The organism is Citrobacter sp. MGH106, from assembly GCF_001037495.1.
Taxonomy (GTDB): Bacteria; Pseudomonadota; Gammaproteobacteria; order Enterobacterales; family Enterobacteriaceae; genus Citrobacter; species Citrobacter murliniae.
In genome coordinates, this window is sequence record NZ_KQ089822.1 from 2,087,256 (window position 1) to 2,105,203 (window position 17,948).

Sequence of the window (17,948 nt, forward strand, 5' to 3'; positions counted from 1 at the left end):
AAAGCATTCGATCCTGCGGTATGTACGTTGTTATTTTTTTTGTGATTTGCGGCCATAGACCAGCCAGGTCACCAGCACGCAGACGATGTAAAACACTAAAAATATTTTCATAGCGCCAACGGGAGATCCGGTCAGCGCCAGGGATGAGCCAAACGCTTTTGGGATGAAAAAACCGCCAACCGCACCAATAGCGGAGATAAACCCAAGCGCGGCGGCGGTATCTGTCACCGCTTCACGCTGGGCCTGTTCTTCAGTGCCTCCGCGCAGTTTCACCCGGTAAATTGTGATTTTGCGAAAGATCACCGCAATCATCTGGAAGGTCGATCCGCTCCCCAGTCCTGCGGTCAGGAACAGTCCCATAAACACGAGGTAGAAGGCGGTGAAACTCCCCGAGCCTGAACCTGGCAAGGTGAGAAACAGCAGGCCGCTAAACAACGCCATAAACATGAAGTTGATTAATGTCACCCGTACGCCGCCAAATTTGTCAGAAATAACGCCGCCTGCAGAACGCGCCAGAGCGCCGATAAACGGGCCGAAGAACGCGAGTTGCAGAATATTCACGTCGGGGAACTGGGTTTTTGCCAGCATGGCAAATCCTGCTGAAAAGCCGATAAATGACCCGAAGGTAGCGAGGTACAGCAGGCTTAACAGCCAAAGATGAAAGCGCTTGAGGACCGGTAACTGAGAGGCGATAGAAGCCTTTGAGCTGGCGATGTCATTCATCCCCATACCTGCCGCCAGCGTTGAGAGCAGCAGCAATGGAACCCAAATCCACGCTGCGTTAGCCAGCGACAGTAATGAGCCATCAGGCTGTGGTACGCCCTGTACGCCCAAAAAGGTAAAAATGGGCAGAAAAATAACCAGTGGCGCGATCAATTGCATTACGCTGACGCCCAGGTTACCGAGACCGCCGTTAACGCCTAACGCGCTGCCTTGTTTGGCTTTTGGGAAGAAAAAACTAATATTGCCCATGCTGGAGGCAAAGTTGGCGCCAGCAAATCCACACATCAGTGCAATAACAATAAATACGCCAAACGGAGTAGATGTGTTTTGCACGGCAAATCCGAGCCACAGACAAGGAATAACAAGAATTACAGTGCTGAAAATCGTCCAGCGGCGACCACCAAATATAGGCACCATAAAGGAGTAGGGGACGCGTAATATTGCACCAGAGAGGGAAGGTAATGCGGTTAATAAAAAGAGTTGATCGGTAGTGAAATTAAAGCCAATTTTATTTAAATTCACTGCCACGGCGCTAAATAACATCCAGACGCAGAAGGCAAGCAGCAGGCAACTTACTGATATCCAGAGGTTTCTCCGGGCTATATGTTTACCTTTATTATCCCAAAATGCGGGGTTTTCAGGTTTCCAGTCAGTTAAAAGATAACGATTATTTTTCTCATTTTGTAGTGCCATATTGTCCTCACATGCACACGTCGTTCATGAAAAAAAGAAATAGGCAGAGGAAGAGCCGCGCGAGCTCTTTTTAGAAACTATTGAAAAGTTTTAGGAATATTGACTGAAAGAATAGATAAAAAAGTGCAATAGCGCGGTGTGATGGGGAAATAACGCGTTGTTTAAGTGTTACTAATTGTAAACTTAAAAAGATGTATTGTTAACTCATCTATTAATTCAGCTAAATAGTTCCAGAGTTATCATACGATCCAGATGCCGCGTGAAGGCGGGATCGGCCATTTCCGCAATACCCAGCACATACATGCCATCAAGACCACAGACCAGACCGATTAAACGCCAGGCGACGTCAGCGGCATCCGGTGCGCGGGAAAATTCGCCGGCCTGCTGGCCGCGGATAATGATAGCCGTTGTCTCTTCGTGCCACATTCGCATCGTCAGTAGATAGGCGCTTTTGATTTCAGGATCTTTATCCGCCAGGATTTGCGCTTCGCGCCAGAGCTTGATGTAAGGCTCGAACCCACCTTCCTCGCTGCCGAGCATCGAATGCAGTCGCTCGCGAAAACTAGCGTCTTCACTCACCAGTTCAGCATCGAGCAGAGTACGAATAAGTCGAACAAAAGCCAGGGATTTGAGTTCACCGGCGGAGGTAAAGTGGTGGTGTAACTGACCAGTTGCCACGTTAGCCTCTGAGGCTATTCGTCGCACCGTCATGGCAGTAAAACCTTCCTCCAGCGCCACTCGCATGGCTGCCTGCAGGATCACTTCCCGACGTTCATCTCGATTCAAATAGCTCATACACCCTCCAGTACCTGTGTTGTTCGCAGTCTAACAAAAAAAGTTGGACATGTGTTCAATTTTCCGTAGGATCGCCAAAGCTGGACATGTGTCCAGTTTCAGTTTGAAGGGATTTTTATGTTTCGTCAGTGGTTAACGTTAGTGATTATTGTGCTGGTCTACATCCCTGTTGCGATTGATGCAACGGTGCTGCACGTTGCCGCGCCCACGCTAAGTATGACGCTGGGTGCCAGTGGTAACGAGCTACTGTGGATCATCGATATTTATTCCCTGGTAATGGCAGGGATGGTCTTGCCGATGGGGGCTCTGGGCGATCGCATCGGTTTTAAACGCCTGCTGCTATTGGGTGGAGGGTTATTTGGTCTGGCGTCGCTGGCCGCAGCGTTTGCACCTACTGCCGGCTGGCTCATCGCCACCAGAGCGGTGCTGGCCATCGGTGCGGCGATGATCGTACCGGCGACGCTTGCCGGCATTCGTGCGACCTTTGCCGAGCAACGCCACCGCAATATGGCCCTCGGTGTCTGGGCGGCAGTGGGTTCCGGTGGTGCGGCATTTGGTCCGTTAGTCGGCGGCATGCTGCTGGAGCACTTCTACTGGGGATCTGTATTCTTAATAAATGTCCCGATTGTTCTGGTCGTGATGGCATTGACCGCGCGTTACGTTCCGCGCCAGGCTGGACGTCGCGATCAGTCGCTAAATTTCGGTCATGCGATAATGTTGATTGTCGCTATCTTGTTGCTGGTTTATAGCGCCAAAACTGCGTTAAAAGGACATATCGCGACCGGTGTGATTGTACTGACGTTGTTGGTTGGCGCCCTGTTGCTGATGCAGTTTGTTCGCATCCAGCTTGCTGCTTCGCGCCCAATGATTGATATGCGTCTATTTACGCATCGCATTATCCTTAGCGGCGTTGTGATGGCCATGACCGCGATGATAACGCTGGTAGGTTTTGAGCTGTTGATGGCTCAGGAGTTGCAGTTTGTTCACGGTTTAACACCGTATCAGGCGGGGCTGTTTATGTTGCCGGTGATGCTGGCGAGCGGATTCAGCGGACCGATCGCCGGAATGTTGGTATCACGTCTGGGATTACGCTGCGTAGCAACGGCAGGTATGGCGCTGAGCGCAGTCAGCTTTTACGGACTGGCAATGACAGATTTCAGCTCCCAGCAGATACAAGCCTGGATTTTAATGGCCTTACTGGGTTTCAGTGCCGCCAGTGCGCTATTGGCTTCAACCGCAGCTATTATGGCGGCAGCCCCGGCTGAAAAAGCGGCAGCAGCAGGGGCGATCGAAACTATGGCCTATGAACTGGGTGCCGGACTGGGGATCGCTATTTTTGGTTTGTTGCTGAGTCGCAGTTTTTCCGCATCGATTCTGCCACCTGCCGGACTTAATCCGCAGGAACTGGAGCGCGCTTCATCATCAATGGGCGAGGCGGTGCAATTAGCGCATTCGCTTCCACCTTCCCTGAGTGACGCGTTGCTTGCAGCTGCCAGAGAAGCGTTTACCTGGTCTCACAGCGTGGCATTGAGCAGCGCTGGCAGCATGCTTATCGTGTTAGCGGTAGGGATGTGGTTCAGTCTGGCGAAGGTGAATAGTCAATAACTAGTGGGCTAGATGACAGGGGTAATCCATCTCTTCGACTTCTTTTCCACTCAGACGAGCATATTGCCCCGTCAGTCTCCAGAACGCAGGTTGTGTTTCAGTATAGATTTCTGCCGCTAAAATCAGGCGGCGGCGATCTACCTCGTTAAGTTCGAGTAACGTCCACGGAATAAAATAGCGATCGCTGTCGGTCAGCGTAAACCACAGTGGGCAGCCGCAACCTGAACAGAAAAAACGTTCTCCACGCGTTGAAGAGGGAAAGTGCGAAGGTTCGATTGACTCTGGCGACATCAGCGGATGACCACTGGCTTCCAGATACATGGCGATGCCTCCTGACCACTTCTGGCATAGCGTGCAGTGGCAGGCATAGACATCAAGCATTTCGACGTTAACGGTAAAATGACTTTGTCCGCAAAGACAACGACCTGTGAACGTCTGCACGGCATACTCCTTATGACCGAGTCTACTTCAAGAGAAAAGCCAGCCCGAAGTGGACTGGCTTTGCATTCAGACTACAACAAAATTAGAACTGGTAGTTCAGGCCAACAGCCACAACGTTGTCGGTGCTTACACCAGCAATACGAGTGAAGTTGTTGTCATCCAGCAGGTTGATTTTGTAATCAACGAAGGTGGACATGTTTTTGTTGAAGTAATAGGTAGCACCCAAGTCTACGTATTCAACCAGATCCTGGTCACCGAATACAGCGATGTCTTTACCTTTGGATTTCAGGTAAGCAACGGACGGACGCAGACCGAAGTCGAACTGGTACTGAGCAACAGCTTCAAAGTTCTGAGCTTTTTCAGCGATACCGTTAACATTGGAACCGTAGGTGGTCATGTTGCGGGTTTCAGAGTAGGTGGTTGCCAGGTAGATGTTGTTCGCATCATATTTCAGACCAGCAGCCCATACTTCAGCGTTTTCACCGTTAGCTTTGAAAATGCTGCTACGGTTGTTCTGAAGGTCGGTACGGTCAGATTTCGCATAGGTAGCACCTACGCCAAAACCTTCGTATTCGTAAGTAGTAGACAGACCAAAGCCGTCGCCGTTAGCTTCTTGTACGTTGCTACGGTCGTTTTTGCCCTGGTACTGAGCTGCGAAGTTCAGACCTTCAACCAGACCGAAGAAGTCGGTGTTACGGTAGGTTGCAACGCCGGTAGTACGGCTGGTCATGAATACGTCAGTCTGGGTCCAGGTATCACCACCGAACTCAGGCAGAACGTCGGTCCATGCGCCGATGTCGTACGCTACGCCGTAGTTACGGCCGTAGTCGAAAGAACCGTATTCAGCGAATTTCAGACCAGCGAATGCAAGACGGGTTTTATCGCTGTTAGAACCACCGGTGGATTCAGCACGGTTACCTTTGAATTCATATTCCCACTGACCAAAACCGACCAGCTGGTCATTGATCTGAGTTTCGCCTTTGAAGCCCAGACGCGCATAAGTTTTGTCACCATCGCTTCCGTTATCATCAGAGAAGTAATGCTGAGCGTGAACTTTACCGTACAGATCCAGTTTGTTTGCGTCTTTGTTATAAATCTCAGCTGCGTTTACCGCACCTGCTGCCAACAGGGAAGTCACTGCCACTGCAACTAATTTAAGTTTCATTCTAAATAATCCTTATAATTTTTTCTTGGTGTGATTCCTAAACCATTGCTAAACGAAGGTGTTCGTCAATGGCAAACCATTTTTAAATGACGTTGTGGTATGAGTTCAATAATAAGTTTCATAATATTACGGAATATTTGAATTTGTGTGATCCAGATCTACATAATACAACTGATTGTATTAGTCGATATATGTGACTTGTCTGGATATATATATTTACCTGGGGGACTATTGAGGAGCGTATGGTTTAATTAACGTTAGTTTCGGTTGTGTAATATATGCATGCGAAAGAATATTGTTCATATTGCAATACTTTCGACTATTGATTAATAAATCACATATTTAACATTTAATTAAACAAATGCAAACATTAAATGCAAGCTAAATGAACGTTAATTATCCATAATTTGATTATAGTGTAGCCGGGTTCTGAAAGCCCAGCTTCTTTTTCAGGCGCGACGTGTTGCTAACCAGCAAAGCAAGGAACCAGCACAGACCATCAGTGCGCCTTGCCAGAACGAAAACGAAAGTGGGGCGCTGAGTAATACGGCCGCGAGTGCAGACGACAGTACCGGGGTGAAATATGAACCAACGGCCATCACCGTCACGTTGCCGTGTAAAATACCAATATTCCACGCTGCATAGGCAAATCCTAACGTTAATGCTGCGGTAAACAGCTTAATGGTCACTGGAGTGCTGAAAACCATTTCTGGTTGAGGAGTGATAAAATAATAAACCCACAAACTCGTTGCCGTAAGTAAAACGAACACGGTAATACCATTAAAACCCTTCGCATATTTATTGGTCACTGTGCAATATGTTGCCCAGATAAATGCACCGAGAAAAGCGAGGAAATAACTGAGTGGGCTGGTCGCAACATTGTTTATAATTTCACCAGGTTTGAGTCCATTATCACCACCTAATACCCAACAGACTCCGGTCAATGCGACAATTAATCCAGGGATTACCAACCAGGTTGTTTTTTGACCATTGAACAATATGGCAAACAATATTGTCAGGCTTGGCCAGAGATAATTGACCATTCCTACCTCGATAGCCTGGTGTCGGGTTGCGGCATATCCTAATGCCAGCGCCAGACATATTTCATAGCTGACAAAAAGTACGCTACCGGCGATTAAATAACGAACAGGAATTTTGCGGATATTTGGAAATCCGACAGTAAAAATAAGCAGGAGACCACTTAATGAGAAGATCATCGCGGCACCACCTGCAGGCCCGAGTCCTTCGCTAACCCCACGAATCAGTCCTACCATCGTGCTCCATAACACAATGGCAATGAGCCCAATTAACGTTGCTTTTTGTTTTGTCATGCTGAATTTCAGTCCACGGTACTGGCGAAAATGAAGCTGAAATTTATAGCACCTTTACACTAAAACACGCCAACTAATTACCTTTTGCCTAACCCCTTGGGGGTACGAAGGTTAAACAAACTGCACTATTTAGTAGCGGAACCGTTTCGTTATTGATTTGACGCAAAAAAATTATGGATATAGCTGATAGTTTCGTCGCGAAGTTGTACACGCCATCTTCCTGGTTGCCGCTTTCAGTGCAACTTGAGGATGTCAGTGTACGCATCCCTGCAAAAAAGAGGAAAGCAATGGACGTCAGCCGCAGACAATTCTTTAAAATCTGCGCGGGCGGTATGGCGGGAACAACAGTTGCTGCATTGGGTTTCGCACCCAAGATGGCACTGGCTCAGGCACGAAACTATAAACTGTTACGTGCGAAAGAGATCCGAAACACCTGCACATACTGTTCCGTAGGTTGCGGGCTATTAATGTATAGCCTGGGTGATGGAGCAAAAAACGCCAAAGAGTCGATTTACCATATCGAAGGGGATCCGGATCATCCGGTAAGCCGTGGGGCACTCTGTCCTAAGGGCGCGGGATTACTGGATTATGTGCACAGCGAGAATCGTCTGCGCTACCCGGAATATCGCGCTCCGGGCTCCGATAAATGGCAACGCATTAGCTGGGATGAAGCATTCTCCCGCATTGCAAAACTAATGAAAGCTGACCGCGACGCCAACTTTATTGAGAAGAATGAGCAGGGCGTAACGGTAAACCGCTGGCTTTCAACCGGGATGCTGTGTGCATCTGCGGCAAGTAATGAAACCGGCATGCTGACGCAAAAATTTGTGCGCTCACTTGGCATGCTGGCTGTAGACAACCAGGCGCGCGTCTGACACGGACCAACGGTAGCAAGTCTTGCTCCAACATTTGGTCGCGGTGCGATGACCAACCACTGGGTTGATATCAAAAACGCTAACGTCGTAATGGTGATGGGCGGTAATGCCGCTGAAGCACATCCGGTGGGATTCCGCTGGGCGATGGAAGCCAAAAACAACAATGATGCCACGCTGATTGTTGTCGATCCCCGTTTTACACGTACAGCCTCGGTTGCGGATATCTATGCGCCGATTCGTTCCGGTACGGACATTACGTTCCTTTCCGGCGTGTTGCTGTATCTGATTGAAAATAACAAAATCAACGCTGAATACGTTAAGCACTACACCAACGCCAGTCTGCTGGTGCGGGATGATTTTGCTTTTGAAGACGGTCTGTTCAGCGGTTACGACGCGAAAAAACGTCAATACGATAAATCGTCCTGGAACTACCAGTTCGATGAAAACGGCTACGCGAAACGTGATGAAACATTGAGCCATCCGCGCTGTGTGTGGAATCTGCTGAAACAGCACGTTTCCCGCTATACGCCTGATGTGGTGGAAAACATCTGCGGAACGCCGAAAGCCGACTTCCTGAAAGTGTGTGAAGTGCTGGCCTCCACCAGTGCAGCCGACCGTACCACGACCTTCCTGTACGCGCTGGGCTGGACGCAGCATACCGTAGGGGCGCAGAACATCCGCACCATGGCGATGATCCAGTTGCTGCTCGGTAACATGGGGATGGCCGGTGGTGGCGTAAACGCCTTACGTGGTCACTCCAATATTCAGGGGTTAACTGACTTAGGTCTGCTCTCTACCAGCCTGCCAGGCTATCTGACGCTGCCGTCAGAGAAGCAGGCGGATCTGCAAACCTATCTGGCGGCGAACACACCAAAAGCAACGCTGGCCGAACAGGTTAACTACTGGGGCAACTATCCGAAGTTCTTCGTCAGCCTGATGAAATCTTTCTACGGCAATGCAGCGCAGAAAGAGAACGACTGGGGTTTTGAGTGGCTGCCGAAGTGGGATCAGTCCTACGACGTCATCAAATACTTCAACATGATGGATAGCGGGAAAGTTACCGGCTATATCTGTCAGGGCTTTAACCCGGTTGCGTCCTTCCCGGACAAAAACAAAGTGGTTCAGTCGCTGAGCAAACTGAAGTATCTGGTGATTATCGATCCGCTGGTAACTGAGACCTCAACGTTCTGGCAAAACCACGGCGATTCTAACGATGTCGATCCGGCATCGATCCAGACCGAAGTGTTCCGTCTGCCATCAACCTGCTTCGCAGAAGAAGACGGCTCAATTGCCAACTCCGGTCGCTGGCTGCAATGGCACTGGAAAGGTCAGGACGCACCGGGCGAAGCCCGCAATGACGGCGAGATTCTGGCCGGTATTTATCATCGTTTGCGCGAGATGTATCGCACTGAAGGTGGTAAGGGCGTCGAGCCAGTGCTGAAAATGAGCTGGAACTATAAGCAACCGGACGAGCCGCATTCTGAAGAGGTGGCGAAAGAGAATAACGGCTATGCGCTGGAAGATCTTTATGATGCCAACGGCGTGCTGGTTGCGAAGAAAGGTCAGTTGCTCAACAGCTTTGCGCTCCTGCGTGATGATGGTACTACGGCATCCTCCTGCTGGATTTATACCGGTAGCTGGACTGAGCAGGGTAACCAGATGGCTAACCGCGATAATGCCGACCCGTCAGGGCTGGGTAATACGTTGGGTTGGGCATGGGCATGGCCTCTGAACCGTCGCGTACTGTATAACCGCGCCTCGGCGGATCCGCAGGGTAAACCGTGGGATCCAAAACGCATGTTGATCAAGTGGAACGGGACGAAGTGGACAGGCAACGACATCCCTGACTTCAACAACGCAGCACCGGGCAGTGGTACCAATCCGTTTATCATGCAACCGGAAGGGCTGGGTCGTCTGTTCGCCATCGATAAGCTGGCGGAAGGGCCGTTCCCGGAACACTACGAGCCGATGGAAACGCCGCTGGGAACTAACCCGCTGCACCCGAACGTTATCTCCAACCCGGCTGCGCGTCTGTACGAAGCGGATGCGTTGCGTATGGGGAATAAACAGGACTTCCCGTACGTCGGTACGACCTACCGTTTGACCGAACATTTCCACACCTGGACTAAGCATGCCTTGCTGAATGCGATTGCCCAACCAGAGCAGTTTGTGGAGATCAGCGAAACGCTGGCGGCAGCAAAAGGTATTGCCAACGGTGACTATGTGAAGGTCAGCAGCAAACGCGGATTTATTCGTGCAGTTGCGGTAGTCACGCGTCGCCTGCGCACCTTGCATGTTAATGGTCAGCAGGTCGAAACGGTGGGGATCCCAATTCACTGGGGCTTTGAAGGAGTCGCGCGTAAAGGCTTTATCGCCAACACCCTGACGCCGAATGTCGGTGATGCAAACTCGCAAACGCCGGAATACAAAGCGTTTTTAGTTAACATCGAGAAGGCGTAAGGGGGCGAACATATGTCTATGGAAACGCAGGACATCATTAAAAGGTCCGCAACAAACTCCATCACGCCGCCGCCTCAGGCACGTGATTACAAAGCAGAAGTCGCGAAACTGATCGACGTTTCCACCTGTATAGGCTGTAAAGCCTGTCAGGTGGCATGTTCAGAGTGGAACGATATCCGCGACGAAGTGGGTCATTGCGTCGGGGTGTATGACAACCCCGCCGATCTCAGCGCCAAGTCCTGGACGGTGATGCGGTTTACCGAAACTGAACAGAACGGCAAGCTGGAATGGCTGATTCGTAAAGACGGTTGCATGCACTGTGAAGATCCGGGCTGCCTGAAGGCATGCCCGTCTGCCGGAGCAATCATCCAGTACGCCAACGGGATTGTTGATTTCCAGTCAGAGCATTGTATCGGCTGCGGGTACTGTATTGCCGGGTGTCCATTTAATATTCCGCGCCTCAATAAAGAGGATAACCGCGTGTATAAATGTACGCTGTGCGTGGATCGCGTCAGCGTTGGGCAGGAACCTGCCTGCGTGAAGACCTGTCCGACCGGGGCGATACATTTCGGCACCAAGCAAGAGATGCTGGAAATGGCCGAGCAGCGTGTGGAAAAACTGAAAGCACGTGGTTTCGAACATGCTGGTGTCTACAACCCGCAGGGTGTGGGTGGAACACACGTTATGTACGTTCTGCATCACGCCAACCAGCCGGAGTTGTACCACGGTTTGCCGAAGGATCCGCAGATTGATACTTCTATCAACTTGTGGAAAGGTGCGCTGAAACCGCTGGCAGCCGCCGGATTTATCGCCACCTTCGCCGGACTGATTTACCACTACATTGGTATTGGCCCGAATAAGGAAGTGGACGACGACGAGGAGGATCATCATGAGTAAGTCGAAAATGATTGTGCGCACGAAATTTATCGACCGCGCCTGTCACTGGACGGTGGTGATCTGCTTCTTCCTGGTCGCACTGTCGGGGATTTCGTTTTTCTTCCCGACGTTGCAATGGCTGACGCAAACCTTCGGTACGCCGCAGATGGGGCGCATTTTGCACCCGTTCTTCGGTCTGCTGATCTTCGTCGCGTTGATGTTCATGTTCGTTCGTTTTGTTCACCACAACATCCCGGATAAGAAAGACATTCCGTGGCTGAAAAACATTGTGGAAGTGCTGAAGGGCAATGAACACAAAGTGGCGGACGTCGGTAAGTACAATGCCGGGCAGAAAATGATGTTCTGGTCAATCATGAGCATGATTTTTGTGCTGCTGATCACCGGTATTATTATCTGGCGTCCGTACTTCGCGCAGTTCTTCCCGATGCAGGTTGTGCGCTACAGCCTGCTGATCCACGCCGCGGCAGGCATTATTTTAATGCACGCCATCCTTATCCATATGTACATGGCATTTTGGGTGAAAGGATCGATTAAAGGCATGGTCGAAGGGAAGGTCAGCCGCCGCTGGGCGAAGAAGCATCACCCGCGCTGGTATCGCGAAGTTGAACGCGAAGAGGCGAAAAAAGAGAACGAGGAAGGGTTGAAATAGCCCATTAACGTTCTGCTGATAAAAATGGCGCTACCGATGTAGCGCCATTTTTTTGCCAAAAAAACGTCATGTTTGTGTCATCTGTGAAACGTAAGGTGTTGTCTTTCCAATAATAGAGAGTAAAAGACAATGCTTCTGGTAAAAAAATTACTCGCAGTTAGCCTGTTTCTTTGTGCGTCAGCTCAGGCGCAGAACATCCTTGAATTTCCTCAGCCGGAAAATAACCCGCAAGAGTTTTATGCCGTGACCGAAATCCCGGCAGGTGGGATCATTAAATATGAAACCGATGCTAAAACCGGCTTTATTGTTGCCGATCGATTCCAGTCGATGCCGGTTGCCTATCCGGCTAACTATGGCTCACTTACCCAGTCTCTGGCGGGTGACGGTGACCCACTGGATGTTATTTTCTATACCCGTGCGCCGCTGGCACCGGGAACATTGATTAAGCTGCGTGCCATTGGCGTGTTGAAGATGATCGACGGCGGTGAGAAGGACGACAAAATTGTCGCGGTACCGGCCAGTAAAATTGACCCGACCTATGACGACATCAACGAACTGAGCGATCTGCCAAAAATCGAAGTGCAACGGCTGGAATCATTCTTCCGCGTGTACAAAGAACTGCCGGAAGGGCGCAAGAAGGTTGAGCTAAACGGTTTTAACGACGCCGCCGCGGCGAGGCAAGAAATCAAACAGGCCTGGGATGCCTGGAAAGAGAAAAAACCTCAGCAATAATGCCATGCCGGATAGCGCAAGCTTATCCGGTCTGCTGTTGCAGCATAAAGCGTGCGTTATTGAACGGTAAGCTTGCGCAGACGTGAAATATCCACGCTTTTTTTTGCTTGTGCGAGGCTCCAGGTATTTTGCAGGTTGAGCCACATTTCCGGAGAACTGCCGATCACGACAGAAAGTTTGATCGCCATTTCAGGTGTTAACGTTGCTTTTCCGGTTAACAACCGGCTTGCAGTTGAAGGTGCAATCCCCATTGCTCTGGCAAACTCGCGCAGACTGACGTTCAGCTCGTCCAACGCTTCCTGAATAATATCTCCCGGACGGGGATGATTTGCCATTTTCATCAATGATAGTCCTCGTAGTTCAGTATGTACGCGTCGCCATTGACGAATTCAAACGTAATGCGCCAGTTGCCTGAAACAGAAATTGCCCATATTCCACCACGATCGCCCGTCAGGGGATGGAGTCTATAACCGGGCATATTGATGTCTGTAACCCTGCTTGCCGCATCAATAACAGCGAGCCGGTGCCGTAATCGCCGGACATGCTCTGCCATAACGCCTGATGTTCGCCCATGAAGAAACAAGTCGCGCAATCCTTTGTGCCTGAAGTTCACGATCATTCATGCCTTCCTTGTTCCTTCTGGAGGAACGCTATCATTAGTGTTCCATTAAACGCAACATTACGGGGCGCTATTTTGTAAAATAGTGCCGTTAACGGGTTAAAAGGAAAAGCAGGTCAGGGAATATCTGGAAAGCACTACGCAGGAATAACCGGATGGTGGCTTACTGCCTTATCCAGCCTACACGAGCATTTGCACATGTAAGCCGGATAAGTTTGCTTATCCGGCAATATGTTTACTCAAGTTGTGAATTCAGTCGTTCAATCTCCTTACGCCATTGCGCCTGAAGTTGCGGCTTCTGGTGTTTTGGCTTGCGCGCGAGATCGTCGGCCAGTCGTTGTTCCAGTTCCAGAAGCTGTTCCAGTACAGCATCGCTGTCAGGACTCATTTCTGGCACCACTTTTACCCGGGTTTTACTGGCGCTTATTTCATCAGCGGTTTCCTGAATGCGTGCGCTAATCGCTTCCAGATCGTGCCATTCGCTGAGTTCACCATCATCGATAAACCAAAACCGGTTACAGCTTTGGCTGATAAGGTGACGATCATGACTGACCAGCAACACGCCACCGCTAAAGCTCTGCAGCGTTTTTGCCAGCGCCTCTTTGCCTTCCATGTCCAGATGGTTGGTCGGCTCATCAAGCATCAACAGGCTATAGCGGGCGAGTGTCAGCCCGACAAACAGCAGTCGAGAACGCTCGCCACCGCTTAACGTGCTGACTAACTGCTGGTGACGGATCCACGGAAAGCCCGCACTAATCAACGCCATCTTGCGAACATCAGGCTGTGGGGCAAAAGGCTCCAGCGCATCAAACAACGAATCGTCATCCGCGAGCTGATGCAGTGTCTGGTCGTAATACCCCAGCGTGACACGAGGGTGTAACACCAGTGAACGGGACGCCATCTGCGACTGGTATTGCTGCCAGATAAGTCGTAACAGCGATGATTTTCCACAACCGTTACGGCCAACAATCGCCACGCGGTCACCGCTTTTGATTCTGATACCTTCGATAGAAAACAGCGTTGCAGCATCTGGCGCCGGCGAGACCGACAGGTGAGTCATCTCCAGCAAACGGTCTGCACGCAAAGCATCCCCCTGTAATGTTAGTGTCCACTGACTTCCTGCAGTCACTTCCGTCTGACTGTCTTTCAGGCGCAGCACCTGTTTTTCCATCTGTTTGGCTTTGCGGGACAAATCTTCGTTGTCGTAAACCCGTCCCCATGTGGCCAGCCGTTTGGCGCTGGCGGCGACCCGGTCAATCTCTTTTTGCTCAGCTTTATAGCGTAGTGCATCGCTGACGTCCCGGTCGACAAGGGCCTGGCGCGCCGCGCTACAGGGCAGATCAAAAGCGTGCAGGGTGCTATCGCGCAGGATCCAGGTTCCATGGGTAACGGCATCCAGTAACTGCGGATCGTGAGATACCACCACAAAACTACCGGACCACTTCTGTAAGAACTGCTCCAGCCATAGCAATGTCGGTAAATCCAGATGGTTACCCGGTTCATCCAGCAACAAGAGATCAGGATTACGCATCAGCGCACGCGCTAACAGCAGCCGCGTGTGCTGCCCACCACTTAGAGTTCGCGTTGTAAGATGCAAATTGTCCGGCGTAAAGCCCATTTCAGCGAGAAGCGATTCAACCCGCCACTGCTGAGCTGCGCGCTCATGTTCGGGAAGCTGGGCAAGAACCGCCTCCTGTAGCGTTAGCGGGAGAATGTCGTCCGGCAAATGTTGTTCCACGCGGGCTAGATGACAGTGGTTGGCCTGCGCAATTAATCCGCTCGTGGGCGTAATTGTGCCATCCAACAGTTTTAATAACGTGCTTTTGCCACAGCCGTTATAGCCAATTAGCCCAATGCGGTCGCCTTTTTTAAGGGTAAAGGTGAGATCGTCGAAAAGCGCGCCGAATGCCGTATCAACGTGTAAGGATTGTGCGGTTAGTAATGTGCTCATTGTTGCTTACTCAAGAGTTACAGGCGTGAAAACGCCTCGTCAAACATCGCTGACGATAACCCGGTAAGCCCGAGAGAAGGGGATTTAGAAGTTAGCTTCGCTCAAGCAGAAGTTATCGCAGCACGATACCGATAACGCTTGAGCTCTGGCGATCGCCAAATGTATGTGAAGCGATGAAACGTTCACAGTACAGCATAATTACCTCCTTTTATTTTTCAGAATGTTAATCGATGATGAAAGTGTAATCGTAAGTTATGGATTCGCGCAAGCTTTGAACACCCGGCGGCAGGCGCCGCCGGGTAAAACCGTCAAATAGAAGTACGACGGTAGTCGCGATATTCTGCCTGCCAGAAATTCTCGTCAATCGCCTGTTGCAGCGCTTCGGCAGACGTTTTCACCGCCACACCTTGCTGCTGGGCCATTTTCCCGACGGCAAACGCAATAGCGCGAGAAACGGTCTGAATATCTTTCAGCTCCGGCAACACCAGACCTTCGCCGTTCAGTACCAGCGGTGAGTACTGCGCAAGTGTTTCACTGGCAGACATCAGCATTTCATCGGTGATACGCGATGCGCCAGAGGCAATGACGCCAAGACCGATACCCGGGAAGATATAGGCGTTATTACACTGGGCAATTGGGTAGGTCTTATCTTTCCAGACTACCGGAGCAAACGGACTACCGGTGGCGACCAGGGCATTACCTTCAGTCCAGGCAATAATATCCTGCGGCGTGGCTTCCACGCGCGACGTCGGGTTAGACAGCGGCATGACGATCGGGCGCGGACAATGCTTGTGCATCTCGCGGATAATCTCTTCGGTAAACAGACCCGTTTGCCCGGAAACACCGATCAGAATGTCCGGCTTAACGTTGCGAACCACGTCGAGCAGCGACAGCACATCTTCTTGCGTATCCCAATGCTGCAGATTCTCGCGTTTTTGCACCAGTTTGGTCTGGAAGGAAAGCAGGTTCGGCATTTTGTCAGTCAGCAGACCGAAACGGTCGACCATAAATACGCGCTGGCGGGCCGCTTCTTCGCTTAATCCTTCACGCTGGATTTGTGCGATGATCTGTTCGGCAATCCCGCACCCGGCAGAGCCTGCGCCGAGGAACACAATATTTTGTTCACTCAACTGGCTTCCTGCCGCACGGCTGGCGGCAATCAGCGTCCCTACGGTTACCGCCGCGGTACCCTGAATATCATCGTTGAACGAACAAATTTCATCGCGATAGCGGTTCAGCAACGGCATGGCGTTTTTCTGCGCGAAGTCTTCGAACTGCAGCAGCACGTCCGGCCAGCGGTGCTTCACGGCCTGGATGAACTCGTCGACAAATTCGTAGTATTCATCGTCAGTAATACGCGGATTGCGCCAGCCCATATACAGCGGATCGTTCAACAGTTGCTGGTTGTTGGTACCGACATCCAGCACTACCGGCAAAGTGTAGGCCGGACTAATGCCGCCACAGGCGGTATACAGCGACAGTTTACCGATAGGAATGCCCATCCCGCCGATACCCTGATCGCCAAGACCCAGAATACGTTCCCCGTCAGTAACGACGATGACTTTAATATTGTGGTTTGGGACGTTTTGCAGGATATCGTCCATGTTGTGGCGGTTTTGGTAAGAGATAAATACACCGCGAGAACGGCGATAGATCTCAGAAAAGCGCTCACAGGCAGCACCTACCGTTGGGGTGTAGATGACGGGCATCATCTCATCAAGATGGTTATTCACCAGCCGATAGAACAGGGTTTCGTTGGTGTCCTGGATATTGCGCAGGTAGATATGTTTGTCGATTTCCGTTTTGAATCCCTGATATTGGATCCAGGCACGATCGGCTTGTTCTTCAATCGTCTCGACGACTTCCGGCAGTAACCCCAGCAGGTTGAAGTTACGTCGTTCTTCCACACTGAAAGCACTCCCTTTGTTTAGCAGGGGAAACTCCAGCAGTACCGGGCCAGCGTAAGGGATATAAAGGGAACGCAGTTTTTTAGTTTCGTTTTCCATGTCACTCACTCTTTTTTGAATAACCGTCCCTGGCACTCTTTATGATCGTATGTGGCCTGTCTGCCAGGGAAACGGGCGAAGTATAAAGCATTGTGAATGGGTTAAGGGGTTTTATAAGCAAAAACACCACTGCGGTTGCAATGGTGTTTATCTCGTTAATCCGTATGTCGTGCAGGAAATTACTTGCTGTCAGCGCGGCGTTTTCTTCCGGTTGGAGCATTGACCACGCTGGATTTGTCGCCTTCGGTTACGACTTTACGTTGATTGGAGATTTTGTGGTCCAGTCCAAGAATATGACGGGCCTGACGGTTCGATTTCATTCTAACTCCTTAATCCTGTTACTGGTTTCAAGGGCGAGTCCGCGTAAGATCGGACGAAATACAACCTGATAGAAAGCCGATGTATAAAAAACGGCTTTCTGGATGGTCGGTCATTTTCTCTGAAAGGTCAATGCTTAAGCAGGGAATGCAGAACATTCCAATCTGACACATGCTTTTGCCTCAGCGTCCTATACTTGTAACTCCGACGACAACACAGGAGAGCAGTAATGACTATCCATAAGAAAGGTCAGGCGCACTGGGAAGGCGACATTAAGCGTGGGAAAGGAACCGTGTCTACCGAAAGTGGGGTGCTGAACCAGCAACCCTATGGGTTTAATACGCGATTCGAAGGCGCGAAAGGCACCAACCCGGAAGAACTGATTGGCGCTGCACATGCTGCCTGCTTCTCAATGGCGCTTTCGTTAATGCTGGGCGAAGCGGGTTTTACGCCAGACGCTATTGATACCACTGCCGATGTTTCTCTGGATAAAGTGGATGCGGGTTTTGCGATAACCAAAGTGGCATTACACAGTGAGGTTGCCGTGCCAGGGATCGATGCAGCAACATTTGACGGCATAATCCAGAAGGCGAAAGCCGGATGTCCGGTGTCACAGGTTCTGAACGCAGAAATTACCCTGGATTATCAGTTGAAGTCCTGACGGATGCAGGCCGGATGCGACGCCGCA

The 17,948-nt window shown here is 50.6% G+C and carries 16 protein-coding genes; 6 read left to right on the forward strand and 10 right to left on the reverse strand.

The annotated features are described in order from the left end of the window. Nucleotides 1-30: 30 nt before the first annotated feature. Nucleotides 31-1,416 carry a NarK family nitrate/nitrite MFS transporter gene (locus tag SK36_RS09930; protein WP_045442996.1) on the reverse strand — a complete coding sequence of 462 codons (1,386 nt, stop codon included), beginning with the start codon at nucleotides 1,414-1,416 and terminating at the stop codon, nucleotides 31-33. Between the two features lie 216 nt (nucleotides 1,417-1,632). Continuing rightward, on the reverse strand, nucleotides 1,633-2,211 hold the full coding sequence (locus SK36_RS09935; RefSeq protein ID WP_045442993.1) for a TetR family transcriptional regulator: 579 nt from the start codon (nucleotides 2,209-2,211) through the stop codon (nucleotides 1,633-1,635). A gap of 117 nt (nucleotides 2,212-2,328) precedes the next feature. Here SK36_RS09935 and SK36_RS09940 point away from each other — a divergent pair, with 117 nt between their 5' ends. Beyond that, nucleotides 2,329-3,816 (forward strand): MFS transporter, encoded by a 1,488-nt coding sequence (locus tag SK36_RS09940; RefSeq protein WP_045442990.1) that lies wholly within the window; start codon nucleotides 2,329-2,331, stop codon nucleotides 3,814-3,816. Here the strand turns inward: SK36_RS09940 and SK36_RS09945 are convergent, their stop codons facing one another. The 3 genes from SK36_RS09945 to yddG all read right to left on the reverse strand — a co-directional run bounded on the left by SK36_RS09945 (nucleotide 3,817) and on the right by yddG (nucleotide 6,753). Then, nucleotides 3,817-4,257 (reverse strand): GFA family protein, encoded by a 441-nt coding sequence (locus SK36_RS09945; RefSeq protein ID WP_045442987.1) that lies wholly within the window; start codon nucleotides 4,255-4,257, stop codon nucleotides 3,817-3,819. Between the two features lie 82 nt (nucleotides 4,258-4,339). After that, a complete protein-coding gene (ompC, locus tag SK36_RS09950; RefSeq protein WP_045442984.1) occupies nucleotides 4,340-5,422 on the reverse strand; it encodes a porin OmpC in 1,083 nt (360 codons plus the stop codon). 449 nt (nucleotides 5,423-5,871) lie between these two features. Continuing rightward, nucleotides 5,872-6,753 (reverse strand): aromatic amino acid efflux DMT transporter YddG, encoded by an 882-nt coding sequence (yddG, locus tag SK36_RS09955; RefSeq protein WP_045442981.1) that lies wholly within the window; start codon nucleotides 6,751-6,753, stop codon nucleotides 5,872-5,874. Nucleotides 6,754-7,040: 287 nt separating this feature from the next. Between yddG and fdnG the strand changes: the two genes are divergently transcribed. The 4 genes from fdnG to SK36_RS09980 all read left to right on the forward strand — a co-directional run bounded on the left by fdnG (nucleotide 7,041) and on the right by SK36_RS09980 (nucleotide 12,366). Then, a complete protein-coding gene (gene fdnG, locus SK36_RS09965) occupies nucleotides 7,041-10,088 on the forward strand; it encodes a formate dehydrogenase-N subunit alpha (RefSeq protein ID WP_136345514.1) in 3,048 nt (1,015 codons plus the stop codon). Nucleotides 10,089-10,100: 12 nt separating this feature from the next. Further along, a complete protein-coding gene (gene fdnH, locus SK36_RS09970; protein WP_045442976.1) occupies nucleotides 10,101-10,985 on the forward strand; it encodes a formate dehydrogenase N subunit beta in 885 nt (294 codons plus the stop codon). Beyond that, nucleotides 10,978-11,634 carry a formate dehydrogenase-N subunit gamma gene (gene fdnI / locus SK36_RS09975; RefSeq protein ID WP_045442973.1) on the forward strand — a complete coding sequence of 219 codons (657 nt, stop codon included), beginning with the start codon at nucleotides 10,978-10,980 and terminating at the stop codon, nucleotides 11,632-11,634. Before fdnH ends, fdnI begins: the two co-directional genes overlap by 8 nt. Before the next feature lie 129 nt (nucleotides 11,635-11,763). Next, nucleotides 11,764-12,366: an inorganic diphosphatase gene (locus SK36_RS09980; RefSeq protein ID WP_045442970.1), complete on the forward strand. Its 603-nt coding sequence runs from the start codon at nucleotides 11,764-11,766 to the stop codon at nucleotides 12,364-12,366. 56 nt (nucleotides 12,367-12,422) lie between these two features. On the opposite strand, the gene SK36_RS09985 is transcribed toward SK36_RS09980, so the two are convergent. The 5 genes from SK36_RS09985 to sra all read right to left on the reverse strand — a co-directional run bounded on the left by SK36_RS09985 (nucleotide 12,423) and on the right by sra (nucleotide 17,262). Next, on the reverse strand, nucleotides 12,423-12,707 hold the full coding sequence (locus tag SK36_RS09985) for a HigA family addiction module antitoxin (RefSeq protein ID WP_045442967.1): 285 nt from the start codon (nucleotides 12,705-12,707) through the stop codon (nucleotides 12,423-12,425). Continuing rightward, the gene (locus SK36_RS09990) at nucleotides 12,707-12,985 is read right to left on the reverse strand and encodes a type II toxin-antitoxin system RelE/ParE family toxin (RefSeq protein WP_048221433.1); all 279 of its coding nucleotides are present in this window, start codon (nucleotides 12,983-12,985) and stop codon (nucleotides 12,707-12,709) included. The genes SK36_RS09985 and SK36_RS09990 overlap by 1 nt, the downstream gene beginning before the upstream one ends. 235 nt (nucleotides 12,986-13,220) lie before the next feature. Further along, nucleotides 13,221-14,936: an ABC-F family ATP-binding cassette domain-containing protein gene (locus SK36_RS09995; protein ID WP_048221434.1), complete on the reverse strand. Its 1,716-nt coding sequence runs from the start codon at nucleotides 14,934-14,936 to the stop codon at nucleotides 13,221-13,223. 308 nt (nucleotides 14,937-15,244) lie between these two features. After that, nucleotides 15,245-16,942: a malate dehydrogenase gene (gene maeA / locus SK36_RS10000; protein ID WP_048221435.1), complete on the reverse strand. Its 1,698-nt coding sequence runs from the start codon at nucleotides 16,940-16,942 to the stop codon at nucleotides 15,245-15,247. A gap of 179 nt (nucleotides 16,943-17,121) precedes the next feature. After that, entirely contained in the window at nucleotides 17,122-17,262 is a 141-nt protein-coding gene (sra, locus tag SK36_RS10005; protein ID WP_045442952.1) for a stationary-phase-induced ribosome-associated protein, read from the reverse strand. A 227-nt stretch (nucleotides 17,263-17,489) separates the two neighbouring features. Between sra and osmC the strand changes: the two genes are divergently transcribed. Then, complete coding sequence (osmC, locus tag SK36_RS10010; protein ID WP_048221436.1) at nucleotides 17,490-17,921, forward strand: peroxiredoxin OsmC; 432 nt, start codon at nucleotides 17,490-17,492, stop codon at nucleotides 17,919-17,921. The last annotated feature ends 27 nt before the right edge of the window (nucleotides 17,922-17,948 follow it).

What these genes read in the sequence shown, in the direction of transcription:
- SK36_RS09930 (WP_045442996.1), bottom strand. Translation starts at nt 1,416, where the DNA reads ATGGCACTACAAAATGAGAAAAATAATCGTTATCTTTTAACTGACTGG.
- SK36_RS09935 (WP_045442993.1), bottom strand. Translation starts at nt 2,211, where the DNA reads ATGAGCTATTTGAATCGAGATGAACGTCGGGAAGTGATCCTGCAGGCA.
- SK36_RS09940 (WP_045442990.1), top strand. Translation starts at nt 2,329, where the DNA reads ATGTTTCGTCAGTGGTTAACGTTAGTGATTATTGTGCTGGTCTACATC.
- ompC (WP_045442984.1), bottom strand. Translation starts at nt 5,422, where the DNA reads ATGAAACTTAAATTAGTTGCAGTGGCAGTGACTTCCCTGTTGGCAGCA.
- yddG (WP_045442981.1), bottom strand. Translation starts at nt 6,753, where the DNA reads ATGACAAAACAAAAAGCAACGTTAATTGGGCTCATTGCCATTGTGTTA.
- fdnH (WP_045442976.1), top strand. Translation starts at nt 10,101, where the DNA reads ATGTCTATGGAAACGCAGGACATCATTAAAAGGTCCGCAACAAACTCC.
- fdnI (WP_045442973.1), top strand. Translation starts at nt 10,978, where the DNA reads ATGAGTAAGTCGAAAATGATTGTGCGCACGAAATTTATCGACCGCGCC.
- SK36_RS09980 (WP_045442970.1), top strand. Translation starts at nt 11,764, where the DNA reads ATGCTTCTGGTAAAAAAATTACTCGCAGTTAGCCTGTTTCTTTGTGCG.
- SK36_RS09985 (WP_045442967.1), bottom strand. Translation starts at nt 12,707, where the DNA reads ATGAAAATGGCAAATCATCCCCGTCCGGGAGATATTATTCAGGAAGCG.
- SK36_RS09990 (WP_048221433.1), bottom strand. Translation starts at nt 12,985, where the DNA reads ATGATCGTGAACTTCAGGCACAAAGGATTGCGCGACTTGTTTCTTCAT.
- SK36_RS09995 (WP_048221434.1), bottom strand. Translation starts at nt 14,936, where the DNA reads ATGAGCACATTACTAACCGCACAATCCTTACACGTTGATACGGCATTC.
- maeA (WP_048221435.1), bottom strand. Translation starts at nt 16,942, where the DNA reads ATGGAAAACGAAACTAAAAAACTGCGTTCCCTTTATATCCCTTACGCT.
- sra (WP_045442952.1), bottom strand. Translation starts at nt 17,262, where the DNA reads ATGAAATCGAACCGTCAGGCCCGTCATATTCTTGGACTGGACCACAAA.
- osmC (WP_048221436.1), top strand. Translation starts at nt 17,490, where the DNA reads ATGACTATCCATAAGAAAGGTCAGGCGCACTGGGAAGGCGACATTAAG.